The following is a 26012-nucleotide window of genomic DNA, read 5'->3' on the forward strand; positions in this document are numbered from 1 at the left end:
GAAATGCCGTCTACCAATCAATTTTGTCGATCAAACCCGTTTTGAACAGGCTGTGAGCGCCTTCGTACCGCATTGACTGTTCGCTCATCGCGCTGAGAGCGGCTTGACCGCTCGATACCTCATGATACTGGCGATATTTGGAAGCGCCGTTCCAATACTGACCTTCCGCCACCGCGACCTGCGCCTTGTCGTTGAAATCGGCGAAGAACTTGAAATGAAGCAGGCCAGCCAATCCCTTTATATAGTTTCGCCAGTAGGGCAGCGGTGAGTGAATCGACGTAAAAATCGTCTGGCGATCAACATATATCAGAGGAAACTTGGTCAACTTGTGCTGCCTGGCGAAAAGCCGGGTTCTCGGCCCGCCTGTGATCTTGAGATGCCGGGGGCTCCTCGTCACCTCATAGCCGCTGCCGTCGAAATGGTCCGCAACTTGCCATGGCGGCACGATGGGATCGAAGGGTACGTCCCAGATATTTCCGCTCGGATACATGTCGATCATCGGCGCCAGCAGGCGTGTCATTCCGCGCCGCTTGAGCCAGTCGGCCATCGCACCGAGCGGATGCTGATCCATACCGTCATAGACAAGATATTCGTCGGCATCCACGGTCAGATACCAGCGAGGCTGACCATAGATCTGCACAATCCGCTGACGCCAAAGGTTTCCCAGGTCCGACTGCGAATAGGTGATCGGCGAGCTGAATAGATCGACATCTGGCTGCTCGGCCAGAAGCTCAGCTGTTCCGTCTGTCGAGCGGTCATCGAGGACGGCGAATCTGGTGACGCCGAGTTCGCGATAGTGCTTCAGGAACGGGCGTAGCCTGTCCGCCTCGTTGCGGATGACGAGGATCAAAGGCAGGTCATTCGCTTTAAGGGGCGTTATCGGCCGCAGCGATGACACTTCTGCCCGTCTTCCGAAGGTGTGTCTCAGCCGATATATGGCGGTGTCGGTAATCGTCCGGCGGACAATGGCGGGCCAGGTTGCTTTGCTCAAGCCATCGATTCCCCTCATGGCGGTCACCGCCCGGCTGGAGCTGGCGCTGATCCGCTGTTTGCAGTTAATTTCTACATGCAGCACCGTTAGGCAAATCGCAAGCAGTTGCGGACAATGGACACAGGCCTGTTCTGAGTTCCGGCGGGTGAGCTTTCCAAGTGTTGCCGATGCGAGCTGGCCTCTATAGACATCGTCAGATGGCAACAAGGCCGGAGCCCAGACCCCATGTACGCCGGCATTCGTGGCACCGAAATTCAATTCGACAGGCCGATCCTGTTCGTGCGCCAGCGTTATGCGCCTTTTGGCGGAGGCGAGATCATGCTGGAAAACATCATGGCCGCATTCGCCGCGCGTCAGCGGCCGGTGGCCGTGCTCTCCGGCGACTGGCCGCGCTATGAAGGCATAGAATTCATCCATTGTGCCGGCCGCCGCTTTCCGCGTTCGCTGCGGGCGGCGTCCTTTGCTCAAGCCGCCTGCCGCAAGATCGCCGAGATGCCACCGGCGCTGGTGCAGAGCAACGATCGCCTCCCGTGCTGCGATGTTTTCCGGGCCGGGGAGGGCGTTCATGCCGCCTATCTTGCCGAGCGGCGGCGTTTCGAGACGCGGCTTGGCAGGGCGGCAATGGCGCTGAGCCCCTTTCACCGCCAGACGCTGCGCCTTGAACGTGCAACCTACGCCAGCCCGAGGCTCAAAGCTGTCATTGCCATTTCGAAGATGGTGGCAGAGGACATTGTCCGTCACTACGATTATCCGGCGGAAAATGTGCACCATATTCCCAACGGGGTGGATCTCGACCGCTTCAACCCGCAGCTGCGCCAGCAGCATCGGGCGACAATCCGCGCGCGGCTCGACGTTGACGAAAACAGGCCGGTCGTCCTGTTTGTCGGCTCGGGCTTTGCGCGAAAAGGACTTCTTGCACTGATGAAGGCGGTCGCCAGGCTCGATGGCGAGCCTGAATTGTGGGTCATCGGCCATGATTCGCGCGCCAACGCCTTCAGGCAGGCCGGTGACAGGCTCGGTCTCGGCGCACGGCTCAGGATGCTGGGGCCGCAGAAAGACATGCTGCCGTGGTACGGCGCGGCCGATATTGCCGTGCTGCCTTCCATCTATGACCCTTTCGGCACAGTGGTCATCGAAGCGATGGCCAGCGGCTTGCCCGCCGTGGTAAGCACCGGCTGTGGAGCGCGCGAGCTTGTCGAGCGGTTCGAGCCGACGCTCGTTTGCGATGCGGCCAGCGAAAGCGACCTCGCTGCAGCGCTCGCGCACGCGCTGCAGTTGTCGTCACGACCTGAGACCGCAGCCCGGGTGAGAGCGGCGGCCGAACACTATGATTTCAATGTCATGATCAAGCGAATGATGGCGCTGTATGAAAGCCTTGATCTGAAATGATTTTCGACTTTGTTGAATTAGGTTAGTACCCTCAGTGTGCTAACGGGCCGGGAGCCGATGCTGCAGATGCATTCGAATGACAGTGGCAGCTTTGATGCCGGAACCTTCTGACCGTGCCGGCGCTCTCGGTCATTATCATCACCCGCAACGAGGAGGCATCCATCGCGCAATGCCTTCGGTCGGTCCATTTTGCCGATGAGATCGTCGTTCTCGACAACAACAGCAGCGACAGAACCAGGGAGATTGCCGGTGCTCTGGGGGCAAAGGTTCTGATGACCGTCGATTGGCCCGGTTTTGGCGCGCAAAAAAACCGTGCGCTGGCCGCGGCAACGGGGGATTGGATCCTCTCGCTGGATGCCGATGAGTGGGTGGAGGCGCCGCTCGGCGCGGAAATAAGGGCCGCAATCGCCGACCCAAAAGCCAATGACGGCTTCGAAATACCGAGAAGATCGCGCTTTTGCGGGCACATTGTCCGCCATAGCGGCTGGTCGCCCGATCTGGTGCTCAGGCTCTTCCGTCGCCGCTCCGGGCGGTTCAGCGACGACACCGTGCACGAGAAGGTATTGGTGAACGGGAAGGTCAGCCGATTGTCCCAGCCGATCGAGCACGATTCCATTACCGACTTGGCAGATGCGCACGACAAGATCGGCCGGTACGCAGAAGCGTCCGCCGCGCAACTGCTTGCCGAGGGCAAAAAAAGCTCGATAGGCAAGGCGGTTTTGCGCTCGGTCTGGGCCTATGTGCGCAGCTATATTTTCCGGTTGGGATTTCTGGACGGTTCCATTGGTGCGATGGTGGCCGCGTATTCGGCCAGCTACACCTATCAGAAATGGGCCCGTGTCGCATTGGGAATGCGAGGCCCGGTCCACCCAAAAAAGCAACGCTGAGGCCAGGACAAATCTGTGAGAAACCGGCTTGGTTGACCGCAATTGTTGCCGAGCCATCGCCAACTAGTTAGTGTACGACCGTAAAAATCGAAAGCCAGGGTAGTGAATATGACTGATGCGTTTAGGGTATTTATCGGATGGGACAGCCGTGAGCCGATCGCGTACGACGTCGCGCGACACTCGCTGCTCAAACATGCGTCGGCGCCTGTCTCCGTCATTCCGATCAAACAGGACGAGATGCGTGCCCGCGGGCTATATTGGCGGGAAAAAGATCCGCTCGCCTCAACGGAGTTCACCTACACGCGCTTCCTCACGCCCTTTCTCGCCGACTACACGGGTTGGGCCCTGTTTTGCGATTGTGATTTCCTGTGGCTTGGTGACGTCGCAGGCCTGCTGAAATATACGGACTCGGACAAGGCGGTCTATTGCGTCCAGCATGACTATACGCCGAAGGCCACAACCAAGATGGATGGTGTGGTCCAGACGTCCTATCCTCGGAAAAACTGGTCGTCGCTGATGCTGTTCAATTGCGCGCATCCTTCGGTCAGATCGCTCACGCCAGAGGTCGTGAATCAGGAAAGTGGCGCCTATCTTCACCGAATGCAGTGGGTTGCCGACAAAGATTTGGGCTCATTGCCGGTAGAGTGGAATTGGCTCGAAGGTTGGAATGAAAAGCCTGCGGTCGGCACACCTAAGGCGGTCCACTATACCAGCGGCGGCCCGTGGTTTGCCGAATGGCAGAATGTCGACTACGCCGATTTGTGGATAGCAGAACGCGACGAGTTCCTGGCTTCCGATCAAGCGGAATCTTCTCAGAGCGCCGTTCGATAAGAACATCGTGTTTGGCAGGTGACCTGGGTGCTTCCGAAAGTGGCATTGATTTTCGTGTCGCCAAGGGCGCAGCAACCAGCCGTCAGGCGCTGGGCGTCGATAACAATGCGTGTTGCCGTCTGGGGGCGGGACCGGGGCAGATTGCGCCTACGAATCTGGCGGCTCCGGCCGGGTAAACATGCCGCGCTGAGATAAGGATCAGCTCGCGGCAATATGATCGGTTTGGGGTCCGTCAGCTCTTTCATCGGCTTAGCCGGCACGCGAAAGTCGACCATGCCGTCACTGCGAAGACGCCTCGATCGTTTCCTGGAGAACCGCGGGCCTAAAATACCGCGGCTGCAGCTGAACCATGTCGAGCGCCTGGCGCTGGTCCGTCGCCATGGTGATTTTTCCCTTGCCTATTCGACCGCCGTGCAGAAGGGGCTTCACTACTTCGGCGATGCCCAGGGCTACATCGCTTACGGCAGCAAAACGCGACATCATTTCGCGCTCGGTGATCCAGTGGCTGCCCCGGCCGATCGGCGCGACTATATCAGACGTTTCATCGAGGTTGCCGGCAGCCCGTGGTTCGTGCAGATCGGCGACCAGACGGCGCGCGTGCTTGCCGGGTTTGGCTATCAGGTCAACCGCCTCGGCGTCGACACCAGGCTTGTCCTGCCCAGACACGACTTTTCCGGAAAGCGCAATGAGACAGTGCGCTATTCCGAACGCTGGCTCTTGAAGAAGGGTTTTTCCTTCGCAGAGGACAACGGGACTGTCTTCCTCGACGAGATTGCCAGACTTTCCCAGAATTGGCGGGCCGACCGCATCGTCAAGCGCTGGGAGATGAAATTTCTCAACAGGCCCTTTGCCGATCACCTTGGCGTCGATATGCGCCGTTTCGTCCTGCACGGTCCGGATGGAGAGCTCGTGGCCCTGCTGGATTTCGATCCGCTGTTCAGCGACGGCAAGGTCATCGGCTACACCACCTCGTTCAAGCGCAAGCACATCGATGCCTCGGCGCATGCCGAGATCGGCCTGACCAAATTCGCGGTCGACCGCTTTCGCGATGAAGGTGTTTCCGTCGTCACCCTAGGCCTGTCGCCGCTTGTCGAAATCGGACCTAGCGGGTTTGCCGAAAGCGATTTCTGGCGGCACGCCTTCCAGCGTGCCTATGACTCCCCCTGGGTCAATCGCACCCGCTTCAATCTGCAGGGGCAGGCGGCCTTCAAGCGCCGGTTCCATGGTGTCGAAGAGCCGACCTATCTTGCCTTTCGCAAGGGGACCTTTTTCGAAGCGCTTTCTCTGCTCCGGCTGATCAGGGCTGTCTAGTGCCTAGTGGCTGAGCGCTCGTCGTCTCCTAGTATGGTCGACCTCACACCGGTCAGGCTTGGTTGTTTAGGTGGGAAAGGAATGCCGCGGCGGGAAGCAAAAGACCGGCTGCGAACCGCCGGCCCATTCTGCGGCGTCGCCCAGTCCCGCCGGGGCACTTTTGGCAGCCTGAGAACGGCTCCGCGTCAGCGCCAAGGGGTCGGATTCACGGTTGCTGCAGCGTACCGCCAGGAATAACGAGGGTACCCTGGCCTGGCCTTGAGTATCTGAAGCCTATGAAGAACAAAGCAACGATGATCAAACAAATGACGATGACCGCGACGACGCTGCCAGGATGGTGTCCGGTATCTGGCGGTTGGACCATTGCCTTCCCGTATGGCTATCGCCGCTGACCTTCTTCATCTTCCAACCGAGCATGACGACTGTCAATGGATACGGGAGTTGCGCCCGCCATCCAATCAGCCGACTGCAGCGTCGATCACGTTGCGCGCTTGCTGACCGAAGCTGATGATGGACCTAACCACAGCTTGTTCCCAAGCACGCTTCCATCGCTGCGAAGCGTTGAAGGGCGGCGATCCACCGCGGCTTAGTCAGGCCGGAAATAGGAATGCAGCAGCGGGATCGAAAAAGACCTGCCGGCTGCAGGGCCACACATCCTGCGATTGCATGGCGGCAGAGGTCGGCCTGATGTCAACCTCCTGTCCAGCGGCGATGCGCGCGACGATCCGCCGGCGCTCGCCGTAAAATGCGATGTCGACGATCTCGACATTCAGTTCCGCGCTCGCCGGGCTCCGCTCCATGCTAAAGGCTTCGGGCCGGATCATCAGCCTGGTCTTCTGGCCTTTGCCGAACGTGCCGTTGGCCCTGACTCCGGATATGACCGAACCGTCTGTCATGCGGATCGTTGTCGTGCCGTTGGTGGTGCCGAGATGTTCGGCGGCGAGGAAATTCGAATTGCCGATGAAGCCGGCGACGAAATCGGTCGCCGGCCTGAGATAGAGATCCTCGCCGGTGCCGGTCTGCTCGATGCGGCCATCCTTGAACAGGGCGATGCGGTCCGACAGATGCAGCGCCTCTTCCTGATCGTGGGTGACGTAGAGAATGGTGACGCCGGTCTGGCGATGGATGCGGCGGATTTCGCCCTGGATTTCCTCGCGCAGCTTCTTGTCGAGCGCCGACAATGGCTCGTCCATCAAAAGGATCGGAGGATCGTACGCCAGCGCCCGGGCCAGCGCGACGCGCTGCTGCTGGCCGCCCGACAGCGCACCGGGTAAGCGTCCGGCAAAGCTTTCGAGCCGCACCAGGGCCAGCATGTCGGCGACCTTTTTCTTCACCTCGGCGTCCGGCCGGCGGCGAACCCGCAGCGGAAAAGCGACGTTTTCGGCCACCGTCAGATGCGGAAACAGCGTATAGCGCTGGAAGACCATGCCGATGTTGCGCTTGTGCGAAGGCACTGCAAGCAGCGACTTTCCTTCCAGCAAGACATCGCCGGAAGTCGGGTCCTGAAAGCCGGCGATCGCGTAGAGCGTCGTCGATTTTCCCGAACCGGAGGGCCCGAGGAAGGTCAGGAACTCGCCCCTGGGAATGTCCAGCGTGACGTCGTGCACGGCGACGATCGCCCCGAACGCCTTGCGCAGATTGCGGATGGAGAGGAAAGGGTGGGTCATGTCCGGAACTTTCGCTGCAGCAGCGCCGTCATCACCATCAGGGCAAGCGTCAGCCCGACCAGCAGGCTGGAGGCAGCGGCGATCACCGGACTGAGGTCCGACCGCAGACTGCCCCAGATCTTGACGGGCAAGGTTTGCAAGCTGGGGCTGGCCATGAAGATCGCCACCACGACTTCGTCCCACGAGGCGAGGAAGGAAAAGATCGCGGCGGAGAAGATGCCGATCCGGATCGACGGCAAGGTGATCCTGAGCCTGGCCTCGAGCGGGCTTGCCCCGCAGACGATTGCCGCGTCCTCGATCGACTTGTCGAACCCTTCGAGCGCGGTGGCGATCGGAATGATGGCGAAGGGCAGCGCCAGCACGGTGTGGGCGATGACGAAGCCGATGGTGGTGCCGCCGAGGCCAAGGCGAAGGAAGAAGGCGTAGATGGCGATGGCGAAGACAACGACGGGCAGAACCATCGGCGTCAGCAGCAGGCCGCGCAGGATCTCACGTCCGGCAAACCTTCCGCGAACCAGGGCAAAGGAGGCGAGCAGGCCGATCGCTACTGCCAGGATCGCCGTCATGGTGGCGATTCGGGCGCTGGTCAGCGCCGCGTTGAGCCAGGCCGGATCGGCAAAAAGCTCCTGGTACCATTTGAGCGTCCAGCCGGGCGGCGGAAAAGCCAGCCAGCGCGACGAGCCGAAGGAGAGCAGGACGATGAAAACCACCGGCAACAGAAGAAAGCCAGCGACCAGCGCGGTGAAGCCGAGCAGGGCAACCCGCAGTCCACCCATGCGGTCATAGTCGAGCAGCATCTCAGATGCCTCCGCTCATGCGCCTGGCACCGACAAGGCGCAGCTGCAGTGCGTAGAGAACCATGGTGACGACAAGCAGGATGAAGGCAGCGGCGCTGCCGAGCCCCCAGTTGAGCAGCGACTGGACCATCTGCGCGATCATTTCGGCAAGCATCATGTTCGACGTGCCGCCGAGCAGTGCCGGCGTTACGAAGTAGCCGAGCGACATGACGAAGACCATCAGGCCGCCGGCCGCGACGCCGGGCAGCGACAGCGGCACGAGGATGCGGCGGAACGCCTGGAAAGGGCTTGCGCCGCACAGCGATGCCGCACGCAGCGTCATCGGATCGATCGCCCGTAACGTGCCGACCAGCGGCAGGATCATGAAGGGCAGCATGATATAGACCATGCCGATAGTGACGCCGGTGAGATTGTTGATGAGCGGCAGCGGGTGGTCGATGACGCCAATGGTCATCAGCGTCTGGTTGATCACGCCGGTACGCTGCAGGAGCACCATCCAAGCATAGGTGCGGGTGAGCAGGTTCGTCCACATCGACAGAATGATGATGCCGAAGATGATCGAGGCCAGTCCCGAAGGCATGATCGCCAGCATCCAGGCGACCGGAAAGGCGACAAGGACCGTGACGATGGTGACCAACGCCGCGACCAGGAATGTGTTGAAGAACACCCGCGCATAGGTGCCGTCACCAAGCAGGGCAGCATAGTTCTGCAAGCCTGGCTCGGGCTCCGTGACACTGCGCAAAAGCAGCGCCAGCACGGGGACGACGAAGAACAGCATAATCAGAATCAGGGCCGGCAGCAGGCCATTGAGACCTGCCGGCACCCGCACCGTTCCAAAGTTCCGGCGTGTTTCGACCGACATGACAGCGACCCGGCTACGGGACGAGACGGCGCGAACCGTCTCGTCCATTGCGGTTCAAGGGCGGGCTTATTTCGCCTGCCAGGCATACCAACGCGCGGCGATGGTGTCGCGATTGGCGGCCCAGTAGTTCATGTCGAGATTGATCTGTCCGTCGACATGAGCGTCCGGCAGCGATTTCACGGCATCGGCCGGCATCTCTGCCTTGGCCTTGGTGTTGATCGGCGCATAGCCGCTGGCTTCGGCAAATTTGGCCTGGCCGGCGGGGCTGCTCGCCGCGGCGAGGAATTTCATCGCCGTATCCTTGTTCTTGGCACCCTTCGGTACCACCAAAACGTCGGCTGCGGTCAGGTTCTGGTTCCAGGAGACGCCGACATCGGCGCCATCCTTGTCCAGTGCGAAGACGCGGCCGTTCCACAGCTGGCCGAACGTTGCTTCGCCGGATGCGATCAATTGCTGCGACTCCGCCCCGCCGCCCCACCAGACGATGTCCGACTTGATGGTATCGAGTTTCTTGAAGGCGCGATCGAGATCCAGCGGATAGAGCTTGTCCGCCGGAACACCATCGGCCAGCAGCGCGATCTCGATGACACCGGGCGCCGACCATTTGTAGAAGGTCCGCTTGCCCGGGAACTTCGTCAGGTCGAACATGTCGGCCCAGCCGGCCGGTTCACCCGAAATCGCGCCCTTGTTCCAGGCGAGCACGAAGGAATAGTAGAAACTGCCGACGGCGTGATCGGTGGTGAAGCGCGGATCGAGGTCGGCCTTCGGCACGGTCTTGAAGTCGATCGGCTCGAGCAGACCGTCCTTGGCCGCCTTGATGGCGAAATCCATCTCGACGTCGACGACGTCCCAGTTGACACTGCCGCTGTCGACCATCGCCTTCAGCTTGCCGTAGTCCGTCGGGCCGTCCTGCATGACCTTGATGCCGGATGCAGCGGTGAACGGCTCGGCCCAGGATTTGGTCTGCGCTTCCTGGGTCGTCCCGCCCCAGCTGGTGAACACCATGTCCTCGGCCTTTGCGGCCGTCGTTGCCAGAACTGTCGTTGCAATAAAGCCGGCAAGGAAGCCGGTGATGATCAGTTTCATGTCGTTCTCCTCTGTTGTTTTCGTTGTTGTCTGTTCGCGATCGGTCGTTTTCGCCTTGATCGCGCATCTCCGGCCAGCGGCGGCTACCGCATGACAAAAGGATCGGGAATCGGGTCGTCGGAGGTGCGTATCCACACCGATTTCGAACGCGTGTAGTCGCGGATCGCATCGAGGCCGCCCTCGCGGCCGAGCCCGGATTGGCCGTAGCCGCCAAACGGAACCAGCGGCGAGACCGCCCGATAGGTGTTGATCCAGACCACGCCGGCATGGATGCCGCGCGCCATGCGGTGGGCTTTTGCCAGATTGGTGGTGAACACGCCGGACGCCAGGCCGAACTTCGTGTCGTTGGCGAGCGAAAGCGCTTCAGCTTCGCTGTCGAAGGCTAGCACACAGAGCACCGGGCCGAAGAGCTCTTCGCGCACGCAGGCAAGGGTCTGATCAGGCGCGTCGATAATCGTCGGCGCGTAATAGAAGCCGTCCGCCATGCCCGCGGGGCGGATGCCGCCGGTGACCAGTTGCCCGCCCGCGGCCAGGCTTTCAGCAATGATCTTCTCTATCCATTCGCGCTGGCGCGAGGTGGCGAGCGGCCCCATTTCGATCGCGGGATCCTGCGGATCGCCAATCCTGATCGCCTCGGCCTTGCGCTTGAGCCGGGCGAGGAATTCGTCCTTCACGGAGCGCTGGACCAGCAGCCGCGAGCCGGCGACGCAGCTCTGGCCGGTGGCAGCGAAGATGCCGGCAACGACCGCGTTGGCGGCGCTGTCCAGATCGGCATCGGCAAACACCACGACCGGGCTTTTGCCGCCGAGCTCGAGCGTCGTGAAGGCAAGGTTTTCCGCCGTATTCCTGACGATCTGCCGAGCGGTCGAGGGACCGCCGGTGAAGGCGACGCGGGCGACGAGTGGATGACTAGTCAGCCGGTGACCGCAATCGTGGCCGAAGCCGGTCAGGATGTTGACGGTCCCGGCGGGAAATCCCGCCTCATGGACGAGTTCGGCGAAGGCCAGCAACGGGGCAGGGCCGTCTTCCGATGCTTTCAGAACGATGGTGCAGCCGGCCGCCAGCGCCGGCCCGAGCTTGACGGCGGACAGGAAGAGCTGCGAATTCCACGGCACAATGGCGGCGACGACGCCAATTGGCTCTGGCCGGATGGTCACTTCCATGTCGGCCTTGTCGATGGGGACAAACGAGCCCTCGTGCTTGTCGGCCAGCCCGCCATAATAGCGGTAATAGTCGCCGACATAGGCGATCTGGGCGCGGGTCTCGCGGATGATCTTGCCGGTATCGCGCGTCTCGAGTTCCGCCAGCCGGTCGGCATTGGCGACCACCAGATCGCCGAGCCGCACCAGAAGCTTGCCGCGTGCCGTTGCCGTCATTGCCGGCCACGTGCCGGAGCCAAGCGCCCGGTGAGCAGCTTCGACGGCGCGGTCGACGTCATCAGACGATGCAGCGGGCATCTTCGCCCATGGCGCGCCCGTCGAGGGATCGATGCTGTCGAAGGTCGCCGCCACTTCGACGAAGCTGCCGTCAATATAGTTCCTGAATTGAGTAGTGCTCATCGCAATCCAGCTTTCGGCTCGGAAAAGGCCGGCATCACCCTGTCGATGAAGAGCTGCAGCGATTTCTTCTTGCGCCGATGGGAAAGGCCGCTGTCGATCCAGATCGAATACTGATCGTAGCCGAGCGCTTCGTAGGCCTTCAGCCTGGCGATCACCTCGTCGGCTTCGCCAATGACCAGGTTCTGCTTGATCTTGTCAGGCGCATATTGCGGCATGGCCGCGATCTCGTCTTCGGTCAGCGCTTCCATTATGCCCTGGTGCACCGGCTTCTTATTCTGGAACCAGGCGCCGAACTGGCAGTAGAACTGCGACAGATCCTGCGCGAGCCGGTCAGCCTCCGCGGCATCCTCGGCGACGAAAGTATGCATCAGCAGCATGATCGCCGGCCTTGGTACGTCGGGGTGGGCATTACACGCCGCATTGAAACGCTCCATCAGGCTGGCCACTTCGTCATCGCCCGAGGCGAGCGGCGTAACCTGGACGTTGCATTTGCTGGAAATCGCAAAGTCGTGCGAGTTCGGATCGCGTGCGGCCACCCAGATCGGCGGATAAGGCTTTTGCAGCGGCTTGGGCGACGAGGTGGTTGAAGGAAACGACCAGAACTCGCCGGCGAGTTCGAAATCACCATCCCAAAGGCCCCGGATCGCCGGCACCATCTCGCGCATACGCTGGCCGGCACCCCAGGCCTCGAGGCCTGGGAAAAGTCGCTGGTATTCGTAAGCGTAGGCGCCGCGCGCAATGCCGATGTCGAGACGGCCGCCGGTGACGACGTCGGCCATCGCTGCTTCGCCGGCAAGCTTGATCGGGTGCCAGAACGGCGCGACGATGGTTCCTGTTCCGAGCCGGATGCGCCTGGTTTTGGCGGCGAGCCAGGCGATGTTGATGAATGGGTTCGGCGAGATGGTGAATTCCATCCCGTGATGCTCGCCGATCCAGGCAGTCTCGAATCCTGCCTCTTCCGCCTGCAGAACCAGCTCCTCCAGCTCGCCGACAAGCTCGGAATGCGGCTTTGCCAGATCCGATCGCTCCATGTGCACGAAAAGCGAAAACTTCATCGGTTTCACCCGCGGCCGGAAAGAGGAATTTGAGAAGGCGAGGGCTTGGCGAGCGGCCGGACTTCGCCTTCGACCTCGTTGCCGACATAGACGCCGAATGCATCTTCCGTACGTTCGCGCGCATAGCGGGCAAGCATCGAACGCACTGCGGGATCGGCGATCTTCAGATCCGCGATCTTCTCGATGTCGACAAGCCGCATCTGGCGATCGTCGGAATAGGATCCCTCGACCGTTCCGCGATAATAAACATGCGTGCGCCAGGGTTCGGCGGCATCGTCCCACACCGCGAACAGGAAGCCGAGCTGGGCGTCTATGGCCCTGGCGGCAAGGCGCCCCTTGAGGCTGCGCGCATCGTTGGGCGTGCCCAGTCCGCGCCCCGCAGGCAATTCATAAATCCCGTCGGCCGTTGCGACGAACAGCACACGGCCCTCGTTCTCGAGAATGGCGCCGACCTCCGTATCGGGGGGCGCCGCCGCCAGCGCCTCCTGGCTGAGGCCAGGCGTGACGTAGGTGCCTCTGCAATAACCAAGGGGCTGGGCTCCGTTGTGGCTGAAGTCGCGGACGCGGCCGATGAGGATCGAGTGATCGCCAGCATCGACCAGCTGCTCCATGCCGCAATCGAACACCGCAACGGAGCCGTCGATCAGCGGATTGCCGGTCCGGCCCGGTTGCCAGCTCACGGCCGCGAACTTGTCCGCTGCTTTGGAAGCGAAGATGCCGGAATGGGCCTTCTGGTCCTCTGACAGGATGTTGATGGCGAAACCTCTCGACGTCGAAAAAGCACTGTGCCCCAGCGCCCTCTTGGCGATGCAGACAAGCACCAGCGGCGGCTCGAGCGAGACCGAGGTGAAGGAGTTGGCGGTGAAGCCGCGCGGTTCGCCTTCCGCGCTGATCGTGGTGACGATGGTGACGCCGGTCAGGAACGAGCCGAGTGCGCGCCGGAATTCGCCTCTATCAAAGACTGCATCCGTCTCCGGCTTCACGCCAGCGTCTCCTTCCGTGTCGAGAAACTCCATGATGTGTTTGGTCACTTTTTCAGGAGAAGCCATTGCCATCATGTGCCTTTCTCCATTGAGCACGAGGCATTGGCCGTGCGGCGCAAGCCTCGCCATCGCCGCCGACATGGCCGGGGTCGAATTGCTGTCTTGCGACCCGGTTATGAACAGGGCCGGCGCGGCAAGACCGGGGAGAGCACCGGCGTGCTCGGCATCGGCATGGGCAAAGAGGCGATAGGTGCGCGCGTAGCCTTCGGGGTCGACCCTTTCAAGGGCGGCGCGCGCTGTGGTGGCCGCCCCGATAAGGTTCGCCGGCAGCGGGTCGCCGAACCAGCGGGCAAGCGTAGCCGCAATGGCGGAAGGGTTGCCACGGGGGCCAAGCGCGGCCGCCCGCTCGCGCACGGCCTGCGTCAAGGCCGCGGGGCGGCGGAACACCGCGTTGAGGCACACGATGGCGCGAACGCGCAAAGGGGCGCGAAGGGCGATCTCCAGAGCGACCAGCGCGCCCATCGAATGGCCGACGATCGACACCGACGCCACGCCAAGATGGTCGAGCAGGCGGACCGCCTGATCGGCGAAATCCGACAGGCTGGCTTCTTCCGGCGGCAGCGGTGAAACGCCGTGGCCGAGCATGTCGATGGCGATCAGGTCATGATGGTCTTTCATCGCCGCGATCTGATCGTGCCAGATCGCGGCGTTCATGCCGACACCGTGAATGAGCAGAACCGGCGCGCCGGAGCCGGCGCGGATGAAGCCGGTGCCGTCCGGAGCCGTGTCCCGGACCCATGCGGTGGCAGCGACGTCAGCCATGCAGGTCTCCGACCTCCTTGAGGTCCTGATAGCGGTCGCCGATACGATGGTGCGGGCGGCCGCCAATCGAAGCGCCAAGCGCCACCACCAGCTCGTCGGGCGCGGGCGCGTCGCCGATTTGGAAATGTACGGTCAGATAGTGGGAGCGGCGGCCTTCGTCGTTCTTGTCCATCAGCGGGATCATGATCGGGGTGTTCGGCCCTCCGCGCAGATTGGTGAAGGCGAGATAGGTCTTGGCGCCGACCGCGCGACGGTAATAGTTGCCGAAATGCAGCGTATGGATCAGCGCCGATGCATGCTCGATCTCGCCCGCCGTGCCGCAGACCGCGGCCTTGCCATAACCCTCTATCGCCTCGCCGGAACCGGCGACGGCGATGATTTCGCGGGTCAGCAGTTCACCGAGGACGGGAGCAATAGCGCGGATCTCCGGCGACAGGTCGTCGGTGAAACCGCGGCCGGCCCAGGGATTTGTCAGCACAGCCGCGACACCGATCAGACGCAGCGGTTTTGGGGCTTCCTTGCCGCCCTCGATTAACGTGTTCTCGATGTACGTGACGATCTTTCGAATGGCTGGTTTCATGAAAGTCCTCGGTCGCCACGGCGCTGTGCAACGCCGAAATCTTTACATCATCTTATGGTATACCATACTATGGAGCACCAGAAGCCTTGTCAATCGGCTATGGAATCTGTTTTGTGGCCGGATCGGGTAGGGAGAGAAAATGTCAGGCGATACGCTGCGGATCGACCGCTCTGCCAAGACGCTGAGGACGCTGGCGCTGGAGCGCATGCGTGAAGCGATCATGGGCTTCCATTTCCAGCCTGGTGAAAGGCTGGTCGAGCGGCCGCTGTGCGATCAGCTCGGGGTGAGCCGTTCCGTCGTGCGCGAGGTGCTGCGGCAGCTGGAGGCGGAAGGCCTGGTGCAGATGATACCGGGCCACGGACCCGCCGTGGCCAAGCCGGATCTCGGCCGCACCGACGAAATCTATGAATTGCGGGCGCTGCTCGAGGGCATCGCGGCGCGGGCTTGCGCCCTGACGGCCACGGACGCGCAGATCGCTTTGCTCGATGCCGCCTTGACGAACCTGCTTGAGGCGTGGGCGTCCGGTGCGCCTGTCGAGGTGATGCGGGCAACGACCAAGTTCTACGAAACGCTCTTCGAGGCGGCGGACAAGCGCATTGCCTGGGAAATCGTGACGGGGCTGAATGTCCGCATCAACCAGCTCCGCTCAATGACGATCGCGTCGGAGAACCGCCGCGAGCCGGCGATCGCCGAAATGACCGAAATCATGGATGCAATCCGGTCGCGCAAGCCGGACGAGGCGGAGGCGGCGGCGCGGCGGCATGTCGAATCCGCGTGGCGGATCGCCCGCAACACGCTTCGCCTTGGCTGACTGGTATGCCGCCGGCGGTCCATCGTTCCACGGCAGGCATCTAACTGCTGCGTACAGTGACATGTGTGACATGCCAATTTGCTTTCAGTTGCGGCGGCAAAATCGTATATCGGGTCAGTTAGGTGTGCATCTCTTGCCAAATTGCTCTGTCATTAGAACGGAGTATCGGACGGACTGAGACAGAAAAAATACTAAAATGAATATGTTACGCCACAAAGTTGCCGTGGCGCCGATGATGGATTGGACGGACCGGCACTGCCGGTTCTTCCATCGCCAGCTGACGCGCGAGGCGCTGCTCTATACCGAGATGGTGGTGGCCGATGCGGTCATCCACGGCGCACGCGAGCGGCTGCTCGGCTTCGACGACAGCGAACATCCGGTTGCGCTGCAACTCGGCGGCGCCGATCCGGGAAAGCTGGCCGAGGCGGCGCGCATCGGCGAAACCTTCGGCTATGATGAAATCAACCTCAATGTCGGCTGCCCGTCCGACCGCGTCCAGTCGGGCACCTTCGGCGCCTGCCTGATGAAGACGCCCGTGCTCGTCGCGGATTGCGTCGCGGCAATGAAGGCGGCGGTGAAAATACCGGTTACCGTCAAGTGCCGCATCGGCGTCGATGAGCAGGATCCGGAACCGGCACTCGATGCATTGGCCGATGGTGTTTTCGCGGCCGGCGCCGACGCGCTGTGGGTGCACGCCCGCAAGGCCTGGCTGGAAGGACTGAGCCCAAAGGAAAATCGTGACATCCCACCGCTCGACTATGACCGCGTCTATCGGCTGAAAGCCAGAAAACAAAACAAATTCATCGGCATCAACGGTGGCATTCAATCTCTCGCAGAGGCGCTGACGCATCTCGACCATGTCGATGGCGCCATGCTCGGCCGCGCCGCCTATCACACGCCAGGGATACTGACCGGCATCGATGCCGCGTTTTACGGCAGCACAGCTGAGTCGTTCGATTTTGCCGCACTGATCGATGCCATGGCGGATTACGCGTCACACCATATCGAGCAGGGCGGACGCCTCGGGCATGTCACCCGGCACATGGTCGGGCTGTTTCACGGCCTGCCCGGTGCACGCCGCTACCGGCAGATCCTCTCCACCGAGGCGACACGGCCGGGTGCCGGACCGGAGGTGCTGAAGTCAGCCTTCGCAGAGGTCGATTTCGACCGGACCGCAGAGGCGGCCTGAGGAAAAACTTAATCCCGCAGAATCATGCGATTGCCACGGACGTCGAAGCCCGATAGCGAGCCGATGAAATTCATGCCGAGAAGGCTCTGGCCGAGCGTGCCTGGTGCGGCGATCATGATGGGCATGTCCTTGCGCACGATGCCGCCGATCGACAGTTCGTCGGTTCGCACCGCCGCCGCGCGTGTCATGCCGTTGGCGGTAGAGATCGGTATGGTGAAGCGGAGAGCCGCCGAATTGAACCCGACCGCCAGAGCGTCCTCGGCGGTCAGCACGGTGCTGGTCGCGCCGGTATCGACAACCGTCAGGATCGGCGTGCCATTGATCGTGACGCGCGCTTCGAAATGGCCGCTGCCGGCCTTGTCCAGGGTGACGGTGGCATGGCCTTCTTCCACGCCCAGCGCCAGCGGACTGCCGGGAACAAGGCCGGCGGTGACGCGGCTGGCGAAATCCTGCAACTCATAGCGGTACTGATAGCCGGCGATCAGCGCCAGCACGATTGCGCCCCAGGCGCCGAGGCTGCGGGCCATGGTGCCCAACGGCCTGCCCGATCTGACTAGGCCGGCGCCGACGAGCGCCGCTAAGGCGCCAAGCCAGATCAGCTGGCTGAAATCGTAATTCTCAATGCCGAACGTACTGCCGGCGGAATCGTTGAGCATGAGCAGGAGCACACCCGCCCCGATCGCGACGATCAGAATCCACAATAGTCGGTTCATCTCTGCGGCCGGTTCACGAGAGGGCGTCGCGTTCGCGTGCCATGCGGCTGCGACGGGTTTCCCGGCGGGGGCGTCGCTCGACCGTTTCCAGCCTTGCCGGCAGCTCGGCCATGACGCTGCGGCGGGTTTGCGGGGTCATGTCGATCCAGGCGGCGATTTCCGCGCGCGTGCGCCCGCAACCGAAACAGAAGCCGGTTTTCATATCGATCGAGCAGACCAGGATGCACGGGGATTCAATGGCCGTCATAAGGATTTCCTTGGCTAGCCTCCACATGGTGCAACGACAAAGTCAATGCAAGCCCTCCGAGAAGCGCCGCCAACGGGTGCTTTCGCGTCAATACCTCGAAGTTGTACCAGGCCTGGAGCTTGTGCCGGCTTGAGGTTGTGCCGGCTGGCCAAGGCGGCTATGCCGCTCACCAATTCACACGGATGATCGCCATCGACATGACCAGCGCGTTGCCTTTCGACGATTTTCGCGACCTCCTGGTGAGCCTGCCGCCGGGAGATATGGCGGCCAAGGCCCGCGTGCGCCAGTTGTTTGCCAAGGCAGACAAGCCCAAAGGCTCGCTTGGCCGCATCGAGGACATCGCCGCCTGGCTTGCCGGGTGGAGCGGCCGCGCGCCGCCGGCGGTGACGCGGCCATTGGTGGCGATCTTTGCCGGCAATCATGGCGTCACCCGCCACAGCATTTCGCCGCGCCCCGCCGCCGCCACGGCAAATGCAGTCGAGCTCTGCGCCGCCGGCGGTGCAGCAATCAACCAGATCTGCATCGCCAACGATCTCGGCTTGAAGGTGTTCGATCTGGCTCTGCACATCCCGACAGCCGACATTACCGAGGATGCGGCACTGGACGAGCGCGGTTGTGCCGCTACCATGGCCTTCGGCATGGAAGCGATTGCCGGCGGCACCGACCTGCTTTGCCTTGGTGACCTCGGCGTCGGCAATTCGACTGTCGCTGCGGCCCTTTGCACGGCACTGTTCGGCGGCACCGGCGCCGACTGGGTCGGTCCTGGATCAGGGGCGGGCGCGGCGATGCAGAGGCGCAAGGCGGAGGTGGTCGATGCCGCGGTCGCGTTTCACGGCGCGAGCCTCAAGGACCCGCTGGAAGCGCTGCGCCGGGTCGGCGGGCGGGAATTCGCCGCGATCTGCGGCGCCATTCTGGCGGCGCGGATGCAGAAGATCCCGGTGCTGCTCGATGGGTTTGCGGTGACTGCCGCCGCTGGTGTCCTACATGCCGCCAACCCCGCCGCGCTCGATCATTGTCTCCTCGCAAGCCTGTCGCCGGAGCCTGGTCATGCCAAGGCCGCCGAGCGCCTCGGCCTTCGCCCGCTGCTCGATCTGGGCGTCAGTCAAGGCGACGGGGTAGGGGCGGCTCTTGCCGCCGGCCTGGTCAAGGCGGCCGCGCTGACCAGCTCCGGCATGGCAGCCGCGGTCCGCGGTTAAGCATTCAGCGCCGGCGCGAGGCAACCGCCTTGGTCGGCAGCGCCGGCAGTTCCTCCATCACCCGGCTCAGCGGGAAGATGGCGATCGCCTCGGTGCCTTCGCGCAGCCTGGAATGGAGCTGGAATTCGCCGCCATGCATGGCCAGCAAGCCTTGCACGATCGGCAGGCCAAGCCCGGTGCCCTGTTCGGCGCTCTTGATGGCGATCGAGCCCTGGCCGAAGGCCGAAAGCACGATCGGAATCTCGTCTTCCGGTATGCCCGGCCCATTGTCCTTGACGGAGAGATATTGCCCGCCGCCCGCCGTCCAGCCGACGCGCACGCGGATTTCGCCGCCGGTGGCGGTGAACTTGATGGCATTGGACAACAGGTTGAGCGCAATCTGCCGCACCGCGCGTTCGTCGGCGAACAAGCGCGGCAAGGCGTTTTCGAAATCCTGGACGATGCGGATGTCCTTGTTGCGCGCCTTCAGCTCCATCATGTGGCAGCAATCCTCGACGACGGAGAGCAGCATCATCGGCTCCTCGTTGAGCTGGTAGCGGCCCGCTTCGATGCGCGACAAATCGAGGATTTCGTTGATCAGGTCGAGCAGATGCTGTCCGGAGTCGTGCACGTCACGGGCATAGTCGCGATAGGTCGGGTTGCTCATCGGGCCGAGCACCTCGTTGGCCATCACTTCGGAAAAGCCGAGAATGGCGTTGAGCGGTGTGCGCAGTTCGTGGCTCATCGAGGCCAGGAAACGCGATTTCGCCAGATTGGCGTCTTCCGCCCGCCGCCGTGCCTCGTCCGACATCGATTTTGCCGTCTCCAGTTCGGCGATCAGCGCATCCTTTTCGGAGCGGAACGACAGCAGCATCAGCGAGGAACGGTTGAGCTGGCGCGCTACATAGGCGAAGAAAGGCAACGAGGAGATCAGCAAGCCTGCCATGATCACTTCGACCGGCATCCATAATTTCGCACTGGCATAAGCATAGATGGCGACCGGGAGGGCGAAGGTCGCCAACAGCGCACCGCGCAGGGACGAGGCCAGGATCGCGGTTGCCGACATGGCGAGCAGCAGCACCACCGCCTTAGCGACCTGGAACTGATCCATTTGGCAAGCTTCGCAGCCGAGCCATGCGAACCAAGCCCAGCCAAGCCCGCACAGAAAATGGCCGATCAGGAAATCCCTATGCGTTTCCAGCGGGTTGAGTTCGGACGCTTGAGTGACGCGTCTGGCCATGAATGCAACGATGGTATAGCAGATGAATGTGAACAGCGCCCAGACGCCGATCTCCTTGCCGATGCCCGCGAGCAAGCCTGCCGCGGCCGTTGCCAGAACGAGCAGCGGAATGACGATCACGCCGCCGGTCATCGAAACCGCGTGGAGCTTCAACAGCTCGCGGTCGAAGTCGGGATTTCCGGCTTGCTGCGAAAGACGGTCGCGCGTCTTGCGCACCGCGCGCGCGACATCGCTGTTGCGATGGCGTTTCCTGCGGTCCACAATAAACTTGTCCGCCGAGGTCGAGCGTTGCAGGGGCATGAAGTCTTCAATTTACGCGGGCAGCAATTTCAAATCGTTAAGCTACGTTCGAATGATTAACCAACGGTTTGCCATATGAGCCGTTCGTGGTCGCGATGGCCGCGCCAGCGATACTATGCGCCACGTCCGCGAAGCCTGTGGCGCCGACTAATGGACTATGGGCTGACACTCATCGTGCTCGGCCTGGCGATCCTCCTGGCGGCGCGCCTCGACCGGATCGAGACGCGCAAGACGGAGGGCGCGGCCACCGTCAATGACGGCGATAGCATCACGCTCGGCGGCGAGCGTATCCGCATGCGCGGCATCGATGCGCCGGAATATTCGCAGATCTGCCGCAAGAACGGTGCCGACTATCCATGCGGCAAGCTCGCGCGGCAGTCCCTGGTGTGGTTGATCGCCGGCAAAGCCGTTTCCTGCAGCGGCTGGCAGCGCGACCGCTACGGCAGGCTGCTCGGCGACTGCAAGGCCGGCGGCAAGGATCTCAACCGCGCTCAGGTCGAGGCCGGCTGGGCGGTCGCCTTTGGCGATTTCGAGACCGAGGAAGCTGCTGCGCGCGCGGGCAAAGCCGGCATCTGGGGCGGAACTTTCGACGAGCCGAAGAACTGGCGCGAGAGCCACGGCCACGAGCTGGTCGAAAGAAAGCACGGCACCTTGGCGTCGATCGGCGATGCCTTGCGTGAAATTATTCGCTTCTGGTGAGTTGTGCCTATAGTTCGTCGGGACGGACGAGGAGGATAGAGATGAAGCTGTTCGACGGCGGGCGCGCGCCCAATCCACGCCGGGTTCGGATTTTTCTGGCCGAAAAGGGACTTCAGGTTCCGCTGGTGCCCGTCGACATGGGCGCGCTGGAGCACAAAGAGCAGCCGGTCAGCTCGCGCAATCCGCTGAAGCGTCTGCCGGTGCTCGAGCTCGATGACGGCACCATCATCACCGAATCCGTCGCAATCTGTCGTTACTTCGAGGAACTGCACCCCAAGCCGGCTTTGTTCGGGGATGGGGCGCTCGGCAAGGCAATCGTCGAGATGTGGCAAAGACGTGTGGAGTTCAATCTGTTCGGCTGCGTCGCCGCGGCGTTCCGGCATATCCACCCCGCAATGAGGGAATGGGAGATCCCGCAAATCCCCGAATGGGGCGAGGCCAACAAGCCGAAGGCGATCGAATTCCTGAGGTTTCTGGACACTGAGCTCACCGGCAGGGAATTCGTCGCCGGCGATGCCTATTCGATCGCCGACATCACCGGGCTGGTCGCCATCGACTTCATGAAGCCGGCTCGCATCAAGGTACCTGAAGAGTGCACCAACGTGCTGCGCTGGTATCGAGAAATCTCCAGCCGGCCGAGTGCCGCCGCCTGACAATGAATTCCGAATGAGCGAAGAGTTGGAAGCCTTGACGGCGCGAGTACGCGCTTGCCGCATCTGCGTCGATAACCCGGCCGGCAGGCCGTTGCCGCACCAGCCGCGTCCGGTGCTCAGGCCATCGTCGAGTGCGCGTATCCTGATCGCCAGCCAGGCGCCGGGTACCAAGGTTCACATTACAGGGATGCCGTTCACCGACGCCTCCGGCGACCGGCTGCGAAGCTGGCTGGGCGTCGGCAGCGAGGAATTTTACGACACGGACAAATTCGCCATCGTGCCGATGGGCTTTTGCTTTCCCGGCCAGGACGCCAAGGGCGCCGACCTGCCGCCGCGCCGCGAATGTGCGCCGGCCTGGCGCACATCGCTGATGGCGCTGATGCCGCAAGTCGATATGGTGCTGACGATCGGCATCTACGCGCAAAGCTGGCATATGGGCGCGGCGCGCCGTCCCTCGCTGACGGAAACGGTCATGGATTGGCGTGCCATCTGGGCGGCGGCAATCGACCCGAAAGTCCTGCCGCTGCCGCACCCGTCCTGGCGCAACACCGGTTGGCTGAAGCGCAATCCATGGTTTGAAATGGATTTGCTGCCCTTCCTGAGATCGGAAATCCGCTATCGCCTCGGCTAGGCATTCAGCAAGAAATCACTCGCTTTCGCACTATGCGGCAGAATTTCTTTCTTGTAATAGGCTCGAGCAAGAGGGATTATGGTAATCCATTCCTCGAAGCGCGTCGCGCATGAGGGGACGCGCGTTAAATTCTTGTTTTTATGCATGTCGTTGTGCCAAGGCCGCTGCGCACTTGGACGACTTGCATCAGGGGAGCACCCAATGGACCGCCTTGATAGAAAAATTCTCCGCCTCCTGCAGGAGGATGCGACGCTTGCAGTCGCCGACGTCGCCAAGAAGGTCGGCCTGTCGACGACGCCGTGCTGGCGGCGCATCCAGAAGCTCGAGGAAGAGGGCGTCATCAAGCGGCGCGTCGCCATCCTCGATCATGAAAAGGTCAATGTGCGGGTCACGGTGTTCGTCTCGATCCGCACCAATTCGCACAGCCATGAATGGCTGCGGCGCTTTTCGGAGGTCATCCAGGAATTCCCGGAAGTGGTCGAATTCTATCGCATGAGCGGCGACGTCGACTATCTCTTGCGCGTCGTGGTGCCCGATATCGCCGCCTACGACGCCTTCTACAAGCGGCTGATCGCCAAGATCGAGATCCGCGACGTGTCGTCTTCCTTCGCCATGGAGCAGATCAAATACACGACCGAGATGCCGCTGGATTACATGATGCTCGACAAGGAATCCGGCGCTAACGCCGCCTGAGATTCGTCTGTTTAGTTCTTCTTTTTGTTCAGGAAAGTCCATGGCGAGTTGACCGGCAGCGTGATCGTGTCCGGCACCGTATCGACGTTGACCACCTCGGCCTTGTGCACGGTGTAACCCGACTGGATGACGCTGACGCCGTCAAGAATGAAAAGCTGGCTCTTCTCCATACCCGGTTGCAAGGCGCCGGTCACCGAAACCGGCTGGTAGGCCTCGGACATCCTGTAAGGGTGTGCAGGCGTAACGAGGACGATCTGGTTGGGCGGCGGCGTCGGCATGTGGCTGCAGGCTCCCGTCCACGGCACCAGCAGGAACTGGTAGACGAGATCGCCGTCGCGATCGACTGGCAGCGCATAGCCCGCGAGCTGCACGATCTTGTCCTGCAGATTGAGAGACAGCGTCTCGCCATGATCGGGCATTTTGGCCGCGATCATCGGCAGTCCGACGCTTTCGGCGGCTGCCTGGGTCGCCGGGCGCAGATCCTTCCAGAAAATATGCATCGTCCCGGCGCAAGCACTGTCTGCCACAATGGACACGAACACCGCGGCCGCCAGGATCGCTCCTGATTTGAGACGGTTGCTCATTGCTGCTCCATTGTTGAGCCTTGATCTGCGGCCTATGCCAGCAAGTAAAGCTGCCGCTGCCCCACAGGTCAACGCTCAAGCCGCATCACATGCCGGCGCGAGCCGGTCATGCCGATCTCGCGAAAGCCGCGGGCGACGAACATGTCGCGAAAACCCATGAAGCTGTAGCTCGGCGAAGCCTGGTCGACGGGATAGGCTTCGATCGTCCTGGCGCCTTTGGCAAAGGCGTGATCGATGGCCGCGTCGAGCAATGCGCTTGCCAGCCCGCCGCCGCGCAGCGCTTTCGGTACATAGAAGCAGACGATCGACCAGATGCCCATCTCGCTATCGTCCTGCTGCCGTGACAGCTTGCGGTAGGTCTCGCGCGGCGCAATCGAGCACCAGCCGACGGTCCGGCCATCGATCTGGGCGACAATGCCGACCGGCGTGCCGGCGTCGATCAGCGTCATCATCGCGCGTTTCTTCTCGTCGTTCTCGACATGCTCGCGGCGGTCGAGATTGCGCCAAGCCATACACCAGCAGTATTTCGGCCCGCCGGGTTGCTCGAACAGGTTTTCGAAATCGGCGCGCGTCGATTGCGTCACCTCCGTGAAGCGCACTTCGCTCAGGTCAAGCTTTTCTGGCGGCGAGCCGCTCGAGCGTCTTGGCATCGGAAAGTTCCTTCACGGCGTCCTTGCCGATCCAGCGTGCGGTCCTGTCTGTCGAGGCCGCCAGTTTTAGCGCCACGGCAAGGGCAGGGCCGTGCAAATTCATCGATCGCTTGCCGATCGAACGAAGCGCCCAGTTCACGGCCTTCTTCACAAAATTGCGGCCGTCGGTCGCATGCGCTTCGATGATCGGCAGGAATTCGAGGAAGGTCGTCTCGGGTTCCTTCTTCCGGTGGACCACCGACCAGGCCATCATCGCAAAAGCCGTGCGTCGAACGAATTCCCGTTCGTCGACCGCGAATTCGGCGATCAATTCCTTCCAGCAATCCGTATCGACAAAGAGATCGGAGACCCCGTCGACGATATCCCACGAGTCGAAAGTCGCCGCCCATCGTCTTGCATCCGCGGCGGAGAACCGCTCCGGATCGGCTGTCACGGAAGCGATGAACTGCGCCTCCATGATGCCTGTCTGCCAAAGCTCGAAGGCACGCTCATGGTTGCGCTTGATTTTCTTGGCAATCTGCCGCTGCACGCCATGCGAGATACCGAGCGCACGTTCGATCTTGATACCGTAGCGCAGCATGCCAAGTCGATTTTCCTCTGAGGCGATCGAGCGCAGATGAGCGACGATTTCATCGGCGCTGGATTGAGGCGAAAGCTCGGCCACAGTGAAATCCTATTTCTCCAGCCGCGCCAGCAGCGAGGACGTGTCCCAGCGCTTGCCGCCCATCGCCTGCACGTCCTTGTAGAACTGGTCGACAAGTGCCGTCACCGGCAGTTTGGCGCCGTTGCGGTCGGCCTCGGCGAGGCAGATGCCAAGATCCTTGCGCATCCAGTCGACGGCGAAGCCGAAATCATATTTGCCGGCATTCATCGTCTTGTGGCGGTTCTCCATCTGCCAGGAACCGGCGGCGCCCTTGGAGATAACCTCGATTACCTTTTCGATGTCGAGCCCAGCCTTCTTGCCGAAATGGATGCCCTCCGCCAGGCCCTGAACGAGGCCGGCGATGCAGATCTGGTTGATCATCTTGGTGAGTTGGCCAGCCCCGGCCGATCCCATCAATCCGACCATGCGGGCATAAGCATCTATGACTGGCCTGGCCCTGTCGAAGGCGTCGGGCTCGCCGCCGACCATCACGGTCAGCATGCCGTTCTCGGCGCCTGCCTGACCGCCGGAGACCGGGGCGTCGAGGAACGCAAACCCGAGCGCTTGCGACTGCTGCGCCAGTTCGCGCGCGACCTCCGCCGATGCCGTGGTGTTGTCGATGAAGATGGCGCCTTTCTTCATGGAATTGAAGGCGCCTCCGGGACCGGTCGTCACCGAGCGCAGATCGTCGTCATTGCCGACGCAGGAAAAGACGAAGTCCTTGCCCGCGGCCGCCTCTGCTGGTGTCGCGGCGAAGCTGCCGCCATGCTGGGCAACCCACTGCTCGGCCTTGGCCCTGGTGCGGTTGTAGACGGTGACGTCGTGACCGCCCTTGTTCTTGAGATGTCCGGCCATCGAATAGCCCATGACGCCAAGACCAAGAAATGCCACCGAAGCCATGTTTTCGAATCCCTTAGAAGCCTGCTTTGCGGTCTTCTTACCGGATCAGGCAAGGCGATGGGAG

At 62.1% G+C, this 26012-nt stretch carries 26 protein-coding genes and 1 pseudogene; 11 read left to right on the plus strand and 16 right to left on the minus strand.

The window, feature by feature from the left end:
* Positions 1-10 precede the first annotated feature (10 nt).
* Positions 11-1249 carry a glycosyltransferase family 2 protein gene (locus NKJ23_RS16660; RefSeq protein WP_352681189.1) on the minus strand — a complete coding sequence of 413 codons (1239 nt, stop codon included), beginning with the start codon at positions 1247-1249 and terminating at the stop codon, positions 11-13.
* On the opposite strand from NKJ23_RS16660, the gene NKJ23_RS16665 reads away from it, so the two are divergent.
* The 4 genes from NKJ23_RS16665 to NKJ23_RS16680 all read left to right on the plus strand — a co-directional run bounded on the left by NKJ23_RS16665 (position 1217) and on the right by NKJ23_RS16680 (position 5409).
* Positions 1217-2380, plus strand: a complete 1164-nt coding sequence (locus NKJ23_RS16665; RefSeq protein WP_352681191.1) for a glycosyltransferase family 4 protein — start codon at positions 1217-1219, stop codon at positions 2378-2380. The two genes, NKJ23_RS16660 and NKJ23_RS16665, sit on opposite strands and share 33 nt — an antisense overlap.
* 113 nt (positions 2381-2493) lie before the next feature.
* Positions 2494-3267: a glycosyltransferase family 2 protein gene (locus NKJ23_RS16670; protein ID WP_352471919.1), complete on the plus strand. Its 774-nt coding sequence runs from the start codon at positions 2494-2496 to the stop codon at positions 3265-3267.
* A 108-nt stretch (positions 3268-3375) separates the two neighbouring features.
* Positions 3376-4098, plus strand: coding sequence for a glycosyltransferase (locus NKJ23_RS16675; RefSeq protein ID WP_352448862.1), 723 nt, complete (start codon positions 3376-3378; stop codon positions 4096-4098).
* 273 nt (positions 4099-4371) lie between these two features.
* A complete protein-coding gene (locus NKJ23_RS16680; RefSeq protein WP_352681193.1) occupies positions 4372-5409 on the plus strand; it encodes a phosphatidylglycerol lysyltransferase domain-containing protein in 1038 nt (345 codons plus the stop codon).
* A 590-nt stretch (positions 5410-5999) separates the two neighbouring features.
* Here the strand turns inward: NKJ23_RS16680 and NKJ23_RS16685 are convergent.
* The 8 genes from NKJ23_RS16685 to NKJ23_RS16720 all read right to left on the minus strand — a co-directional run bounded on the left by NKJ23_RS16685 (position 6000) and on the right by NKJ23_RS16720 (position 14820).
* Complete coding sequence (locus NKJ23_RS16685; protein WP_352575042.1) at positions 6000-7076, minus strand: ABC transporter ATP-binding protein; 1077 nt, start codon at positions 7074-7076, stop codon at positions 6000-6002.
* Complete coding sequence (locus tag NKJ23_RS16690) at positions 7073-7873, minus strand: ABC transporter permease (protein WP_352681195.1); 801 nt, start codon at positions 7871-7873, stop codon at positions 7073-7075. The genes NKJ23_RS16685 and NKJ23_RS16690 overlap by 4 nt, the downstream gene beginning before the upstream one ends.
* A gap of 1 nt (position 7874) precedes the next feature.
* Entirely contained in the window at positions 7875-8735 is an 861-nt protein-coding gene (locus NKJ23_RS16695) for an ABC transporter permease (RefSeq protein WP_502902544.1), read from the minus strand.
* Between the two features lie 66 nt (positions 8736-8801).
* Positions 8802-9821, minus strand: a complete 1020-nt coding sequence (locus NKJ23_RS16700; protein ID WP_352448866.1) for an ABC transporter substrate-binding protein — start codon at positions 9819-9821, stop codon at positions 8802-8804.
* An 83-nt stretch (positions 9822-9904) separates the two neighbouring features.
* Complete coding sequence (locus NKJ23_RS16705; RefSeq protein WP_352681197.1) at positions 9905-11380, minus strand: aldehyde dehydrogenase; 1476 nt, start codon at positions 11378-11380, stop codon at positions 9905-9907.
* On the minus strand, positions 11377-12435 hold the full coding sequence (locus NKJ23_RS16710; protein ID WP_352681199.1) for an LLM class flavin-dependent oxidoreductase: 1059 nt from the start codon (positions 12433-12435) through the stop codon (positions 11377-11379). The genes NKJ23_RS16705 and NKJ23_RS16710 overlap by 4 nt, the downstream gene beginning before the upstream one ends.
* Before the next feature lie 5 nt (positions 12436-12440).
* Positions 12441-14240 (minus strand): alpha/beta fold hydrolase, encoded by a 1800-nt coding sequence (locus NKJ23_RS16715; protein ID WP_352681201.1) that lies wholly within the window; start codon positions 14238-14240, stop codon positions 12441-12443.
* Entirely contained in the window at positions 14233-14820 is a 588-nt protein-coding gene (locus NKJ23_RS16720; RefSeq protein WP_352681203.1) for an amino acid synthesis family protein, read from the minus strand. Before NKJ23_RS16720 ends, NKJ23_RS16715 begins: the two co-directional genes overlap by 8 nt.
* A gap of 139 nt (positions 14821-14959) precedes the next feature.
* Between NKJ23_RS16720 and NKJ23_RS16725 the strand changes: the two genes are divergently transcribed.
* The gene (locus NKJ23_RS16725; RefSeq protein WP_352681205.1) at positions 14960-15631 is read left to right on the plus strand and encodes a GntR family transcriptional regulator; all 672 of its coding nucleotides are present in this window, start codon (positions 14960-14962) and stop codon (positions 15629-15631) included.
* Between the two features lie 196 nt (positions 15632-15827).
* Positions 15828-16820 carry a tRNA dihydrouridine(20/20a) synthase DusA gene (gene dusA, locus NKJ23_RS16730; RefSeq protein WP_352681206.1) on the plus strand — a complete coding sequence of 331 codons (993 nt, stop codon included), beginning with the start codon at positions 15828-15830 and terminating at the stop codon, positions 16818-16820.
* An 8-nt stretch (positions 16821-16828) separates the two neighbouring features.
* Here dusA and NKJ23_RS16735 read toward each other — a convergent pair whose 3' ends face one another.
* Entirely contained in the window at positions 16829-17533 is a 705-nt protein-coding gene (locus NKJ23_RS16735) for a TIGR02281 family clan AA aspartic protease (protein ID WP_352681208.1), read from the minus strand.
* A gap of 13 nt (positions 17534-17546) precedes the next feature.
* Entirely contained in the window at positions 17547-17780 is a 234-nt protein-coding gene (locus NKJ23_RS16740) for a DUF1289 domain-containing protein (protein WP_352471906.1), read from the minus strand.
* 197 nt (positions 17781-17977) lie between these two features.
* Between NKJ23_RS16740 and NKJ23_RS16745 the strand changes: the two genes are divergently transcribed.
* Positions 17978-18976 carry a nicotinate-nucleotide--dimethylbenzimidazole phosphoribosyltransferase gene (locus NKJ23_RS16745; RefSeq protein ID WP_352681332.1) on the plus strand — a complete coding sequence of 333 codons (999 nt, stop codon included), beginning with the start codon at positions 17978-17980 and terminating at the stop codon, positions 18974-18976.
* Between the two features lie 4 nt (positions 18977-18980).
* Here NKJ23_RS16745 and NKJ23_RS16750 read toward each other — a convergent pair whose 3' ends face one another.
* A complete protein-coding gene (locus NKJ23_RS16750; RefSeq protein WP_352681209.1) occupies positions 18981-20495 on the minus strand; it encodes a sensor histidine kinase in 1515 nt (504 codons plus the stop codon).
* A 75-nt stretch (positions 20496-20570) separates the two neighbouring features.
* On the opposite strand from NKJ23_RS16750, the gene NKJ23_RS16755 reads away from it, so the two are divergent.
* The 4 genes from NKJ23_RS16755 to NKJ23_RS16770 all read left to right on the plus strand — a co-directional run bounded on the left by NKJ23_RS16755 (position 20571) and on the right by NKJ23_RS16770 (position 23171).
* Positions 20571-21194, plus strand: coding sequence for a thermonuclease family protein (locus NKJ23_RS16755; RefSeq protein ID WP_352681210.1), 624 nt, complete (start codon positions 20571-20573; stop codon positions 21192-21194).
* A gap of 41 nt (positions 21195-21235) precedes the next feature.
* The gene (locus tag NKJ23_RS16760; protein ID WP_352681211.1) at positions 21236-21847 is read left to right on the plus strand and encodes a glutathione S-transferase; all 612 of its coding nucleotides are present in this window, start codon (positions 21236-21238) and stop codon (positions 21845-21847) included.
* A gap of 13 nt (positions 21848-21860) precedes the next feature.
* Positions 21861-22478 carry a uracil-DNA glycosylase family protein gene (locus NKJ23_RS16765; protein WP_502894617.1) on the plus strand — a complete coding sequence of 206 codons (618 nt, stop codon included), beginning with the start codon at positions 21861-21863 and terminating at the stop codon, positions 22476-22478.
* Between the two features lie 201 nt (positions 22479-22679).
* Positions 22680-23171: an Lrp/AsnC family transcriptional regulator gene (locus NKJ23_RS16770; protein ID WP_023675006.1), complete on the plus strand. Its 492-nt coding sequence runs from the start codon at positions 22680-22682 to the stop codon at positions 23169-23171.
* A gap of 11 nt (positions 23172-23182) precedes the next feature.
* Here NKJ23_RS16770 and NKJ23_RS16775 read toward each other — a convergent pair whose 3' ends face one another.
* From NKJ23_RS16775 to NKJ23_RS16790, 4 genes and pseudogenes are all read right to left on the minus strand, one after another.
* On the minus strand, positions 23183-23755 hold the full coding sequence (locus NKJ23_RS16775; protein ID WP_352568651.1) for a DUF3299 domain-containing protein: 573 nt from the start codon (positions 23753-23755) through the stop codon (positions 23183-23185).
* Between the two features lie 68 nt (positions 23756-23823).
* Entirely contained in the window at positions 23824-24405 is a 582-nt protein-coding gene (locus NKJ23_RS16780; protein ID WP_352568650.1) for a GNAT family N-acetyltransferase, read from the minus strand.
* Positions 24365-25069 carry a DNA alkylation repair protein gene (locus tag NKJ23_RS16785; protein WP_254817259.1) on the minus strand — a complete coding sequence of 235 codons (705 nt, stop codon included), beginning with the start codon at positions 25067-25069 and terminating at the stop codon, positions 24365-24367. The genes NKJ23_RS16780 and NKJ23_RS16785 overlap by 41 nt, the downstream gene beginning before the upstream one ends.
* Before the next feature lie 9 nt (positions 25070-25078).
* Positions 25079-25954 (minus strand): annotated as a pseudogene (locus NKJ23_RS16790) (NAD(P)-dependent oxidoreductase); the annotation flags it as partial.
* Between the last annotated feature and the right edge of the window lie 58 nt (positions 25955-26012).

It is taken from the genome of Mesorhizobium sp. M0184, from assembly GCF_040322215.1.
In the GTDB taxonomy this organism is placed as follows: Bacteria; Pseudomonadota; Alphaproteobacteria; order Rhizobiales; family Rhizobiaceae; genus Mesorhizobium.

Excerpts from the sequence above, each read along its gene's own strand:
- NKJ23_RS16755 (WP_352681210.1), top strand. The coding sequence starts at position 20,571 with ATGAGCCGTTCGTGGTCGCGATGGCCGCGCCAGCGATACTATGCGCCA.
- NKJ23_RS16685 (WP_352575042.1), bottom strand. The coding sequence starts at position 7,076 with ATGACCCACCCTTTCCTCTCCATCCGCAATCTGCGCAAGGCGTTCGGG.
- NKJ23_RS16705 (WP_352681197.1), bottom strand. The coding sequence starts at position 11,380 with ATGAGCACTACTCAATTCAGGAACTATATTGACGGCAGCTTCGTCGAA.
- NKJ23_RS16780 (WP_352568650.1), bottom strand. The coding sequence starts at position 24,405 with ATGCCAAGACGCTCGAGCGGCTCGCCGCCAGAAAAGCTTGACCTGAGC.
- dusA (WP_352681206.1), top strand. The coding sequence starts at position 15,828 with ATGAATATGTTACGCCACAAAGTTGCCGTGGCGCCGATGATGGATTGG.
- NKJ23_RS16720 (WP_352681203.1), bottom strand. The coding sequence starts at position 14,820 with ATGAAACCAGCCATTCGAAAGATCGTCACGTACATCGAGAACACGTTA.
- NKJ23_RS16735 (WP_352681208.1), bottom strand. The coding sequence starts at position 17,533 with ATGAACCGACTATTGTGGATTCTGATCGTCGCGATCGGGGCGGGTGTG.
- NKJ23_RS16695 (WP_502902544.1), bottom strand. The coding sequence starts at position 8,735 with ATGTCGGTCGAAACACGCCGGAACTTTGGAACGGTGCGGGTGCCGGCA.
- NKJ23_RS16770 (WP_023675006.1), top strand. The coding sequence starts at position 22,680 with ATGGACCGCCTTGATAGAAAAATTCTCCGCCTCCTGCAGGAGGATGCG.
- NKJ23_RS16715 (WP_352681201.1), bottom strand. The coding sequence starts at position 14,240 with ATGGCTGACGTCGCTGCCACCGCATGGGTCCGGGACACGGCTCCGGAC.
- NKJ23_RS16700 (WP_352448866.1), bottom strand. The coding sequence starts at position 9,821 with ATGAAACTGATCATCACCGGCTTCCTTGCCGGCTTTATTGCAACGACA.
- NKJ23_RS16765 (WP_502894617.1), top strand. The coding sequence starts at position 21,861 with ATGAGCGAAGAGTTGGAAGCCTTGACGGCGCGAGTACGCGCTTGCCGC.
- NKJ23_RS16760 (WP_352681211.1), top strand. The coding sequence starts at position 21,236 with ATGAAGCTGTTCGACGGCGGGCGCGCGCCCAATCCACGCCGGGTTCGG.
- NKJ23_RS16675 (WP_352448862.1), top strand. The coding sequence starts at position 3,376 with ATGACTGATGCGTTTAGGGTATTTATCGGATGGGACAGCCGTGAGCCG.
- NKJ23_RS16680 (WP_352681193.1), top strand. The coding sequence starts at position 4,372 with ATGCCGTCACTGCGAAGACGCCTCGATCGTTTCCTGGAGAACCGCGGG.
- NKJ23_RS16665 (WP_352681191.1), top strand. The coding sequence starts at position 1,217 with ATGTACGCCGGCATTCGTGGCACCGAAATTCAATTCGACAGGCCGATC.
- NKJ23_RS16740 (WP_352471906.1), bottom strand. The coding sequence starts at position 17,780 with ATGACGGCCATTGAATCCCCGTGCATCCTGGTCTGCTCGATCGATATG.
- NKJ23_RS16745 (WP_352681332.1), top strand. The coding sequence starts at position 17,978 with ATGACCAGCGCGTTGCCTTTCGACGATTTTCGCGACCTCCTGGTGAGC.
- NKJ23_RS16750 (WP_352681209.1), bottom strand. The coding sequence starts at position 20,495 with ATGCCCCTGCAACGCTCGACCTCGGCGGACAAGTTTATTGTGGACCGC.
- NKJ23_RS16690 (WP_352681195.1), bottom strand. The coding sequence starts at position 7,873 with ATGCTGCTCGACTATGACCGCATGGGTGGACTGCGGGTTGCCCTGCTC.
- NKJ23_RS16725 (WP_352681205.1), top strand. The coding sequence starts at position 14,960 with ATGTCAGGCGATACGCTGCGGATCGACCGCTCTGCCAAGACGCTGAGG.
- NKJ23_RS16775 (WP_352568651.1), bottom strand. The coding sequence starts at position 23,755 with ATGAGCAACCGTCTCAAATCAGGAGCGATCCTGGCGGCCGCGGTGTTC.
- NKJ23_RS16710 (WP_352681199.1), bottom strand. The coding sequence starts at position 12,435 with ATGAAGTTTTCGCTTTTCGTGCACATGGAGCGATCGGATCTGGCAAAG.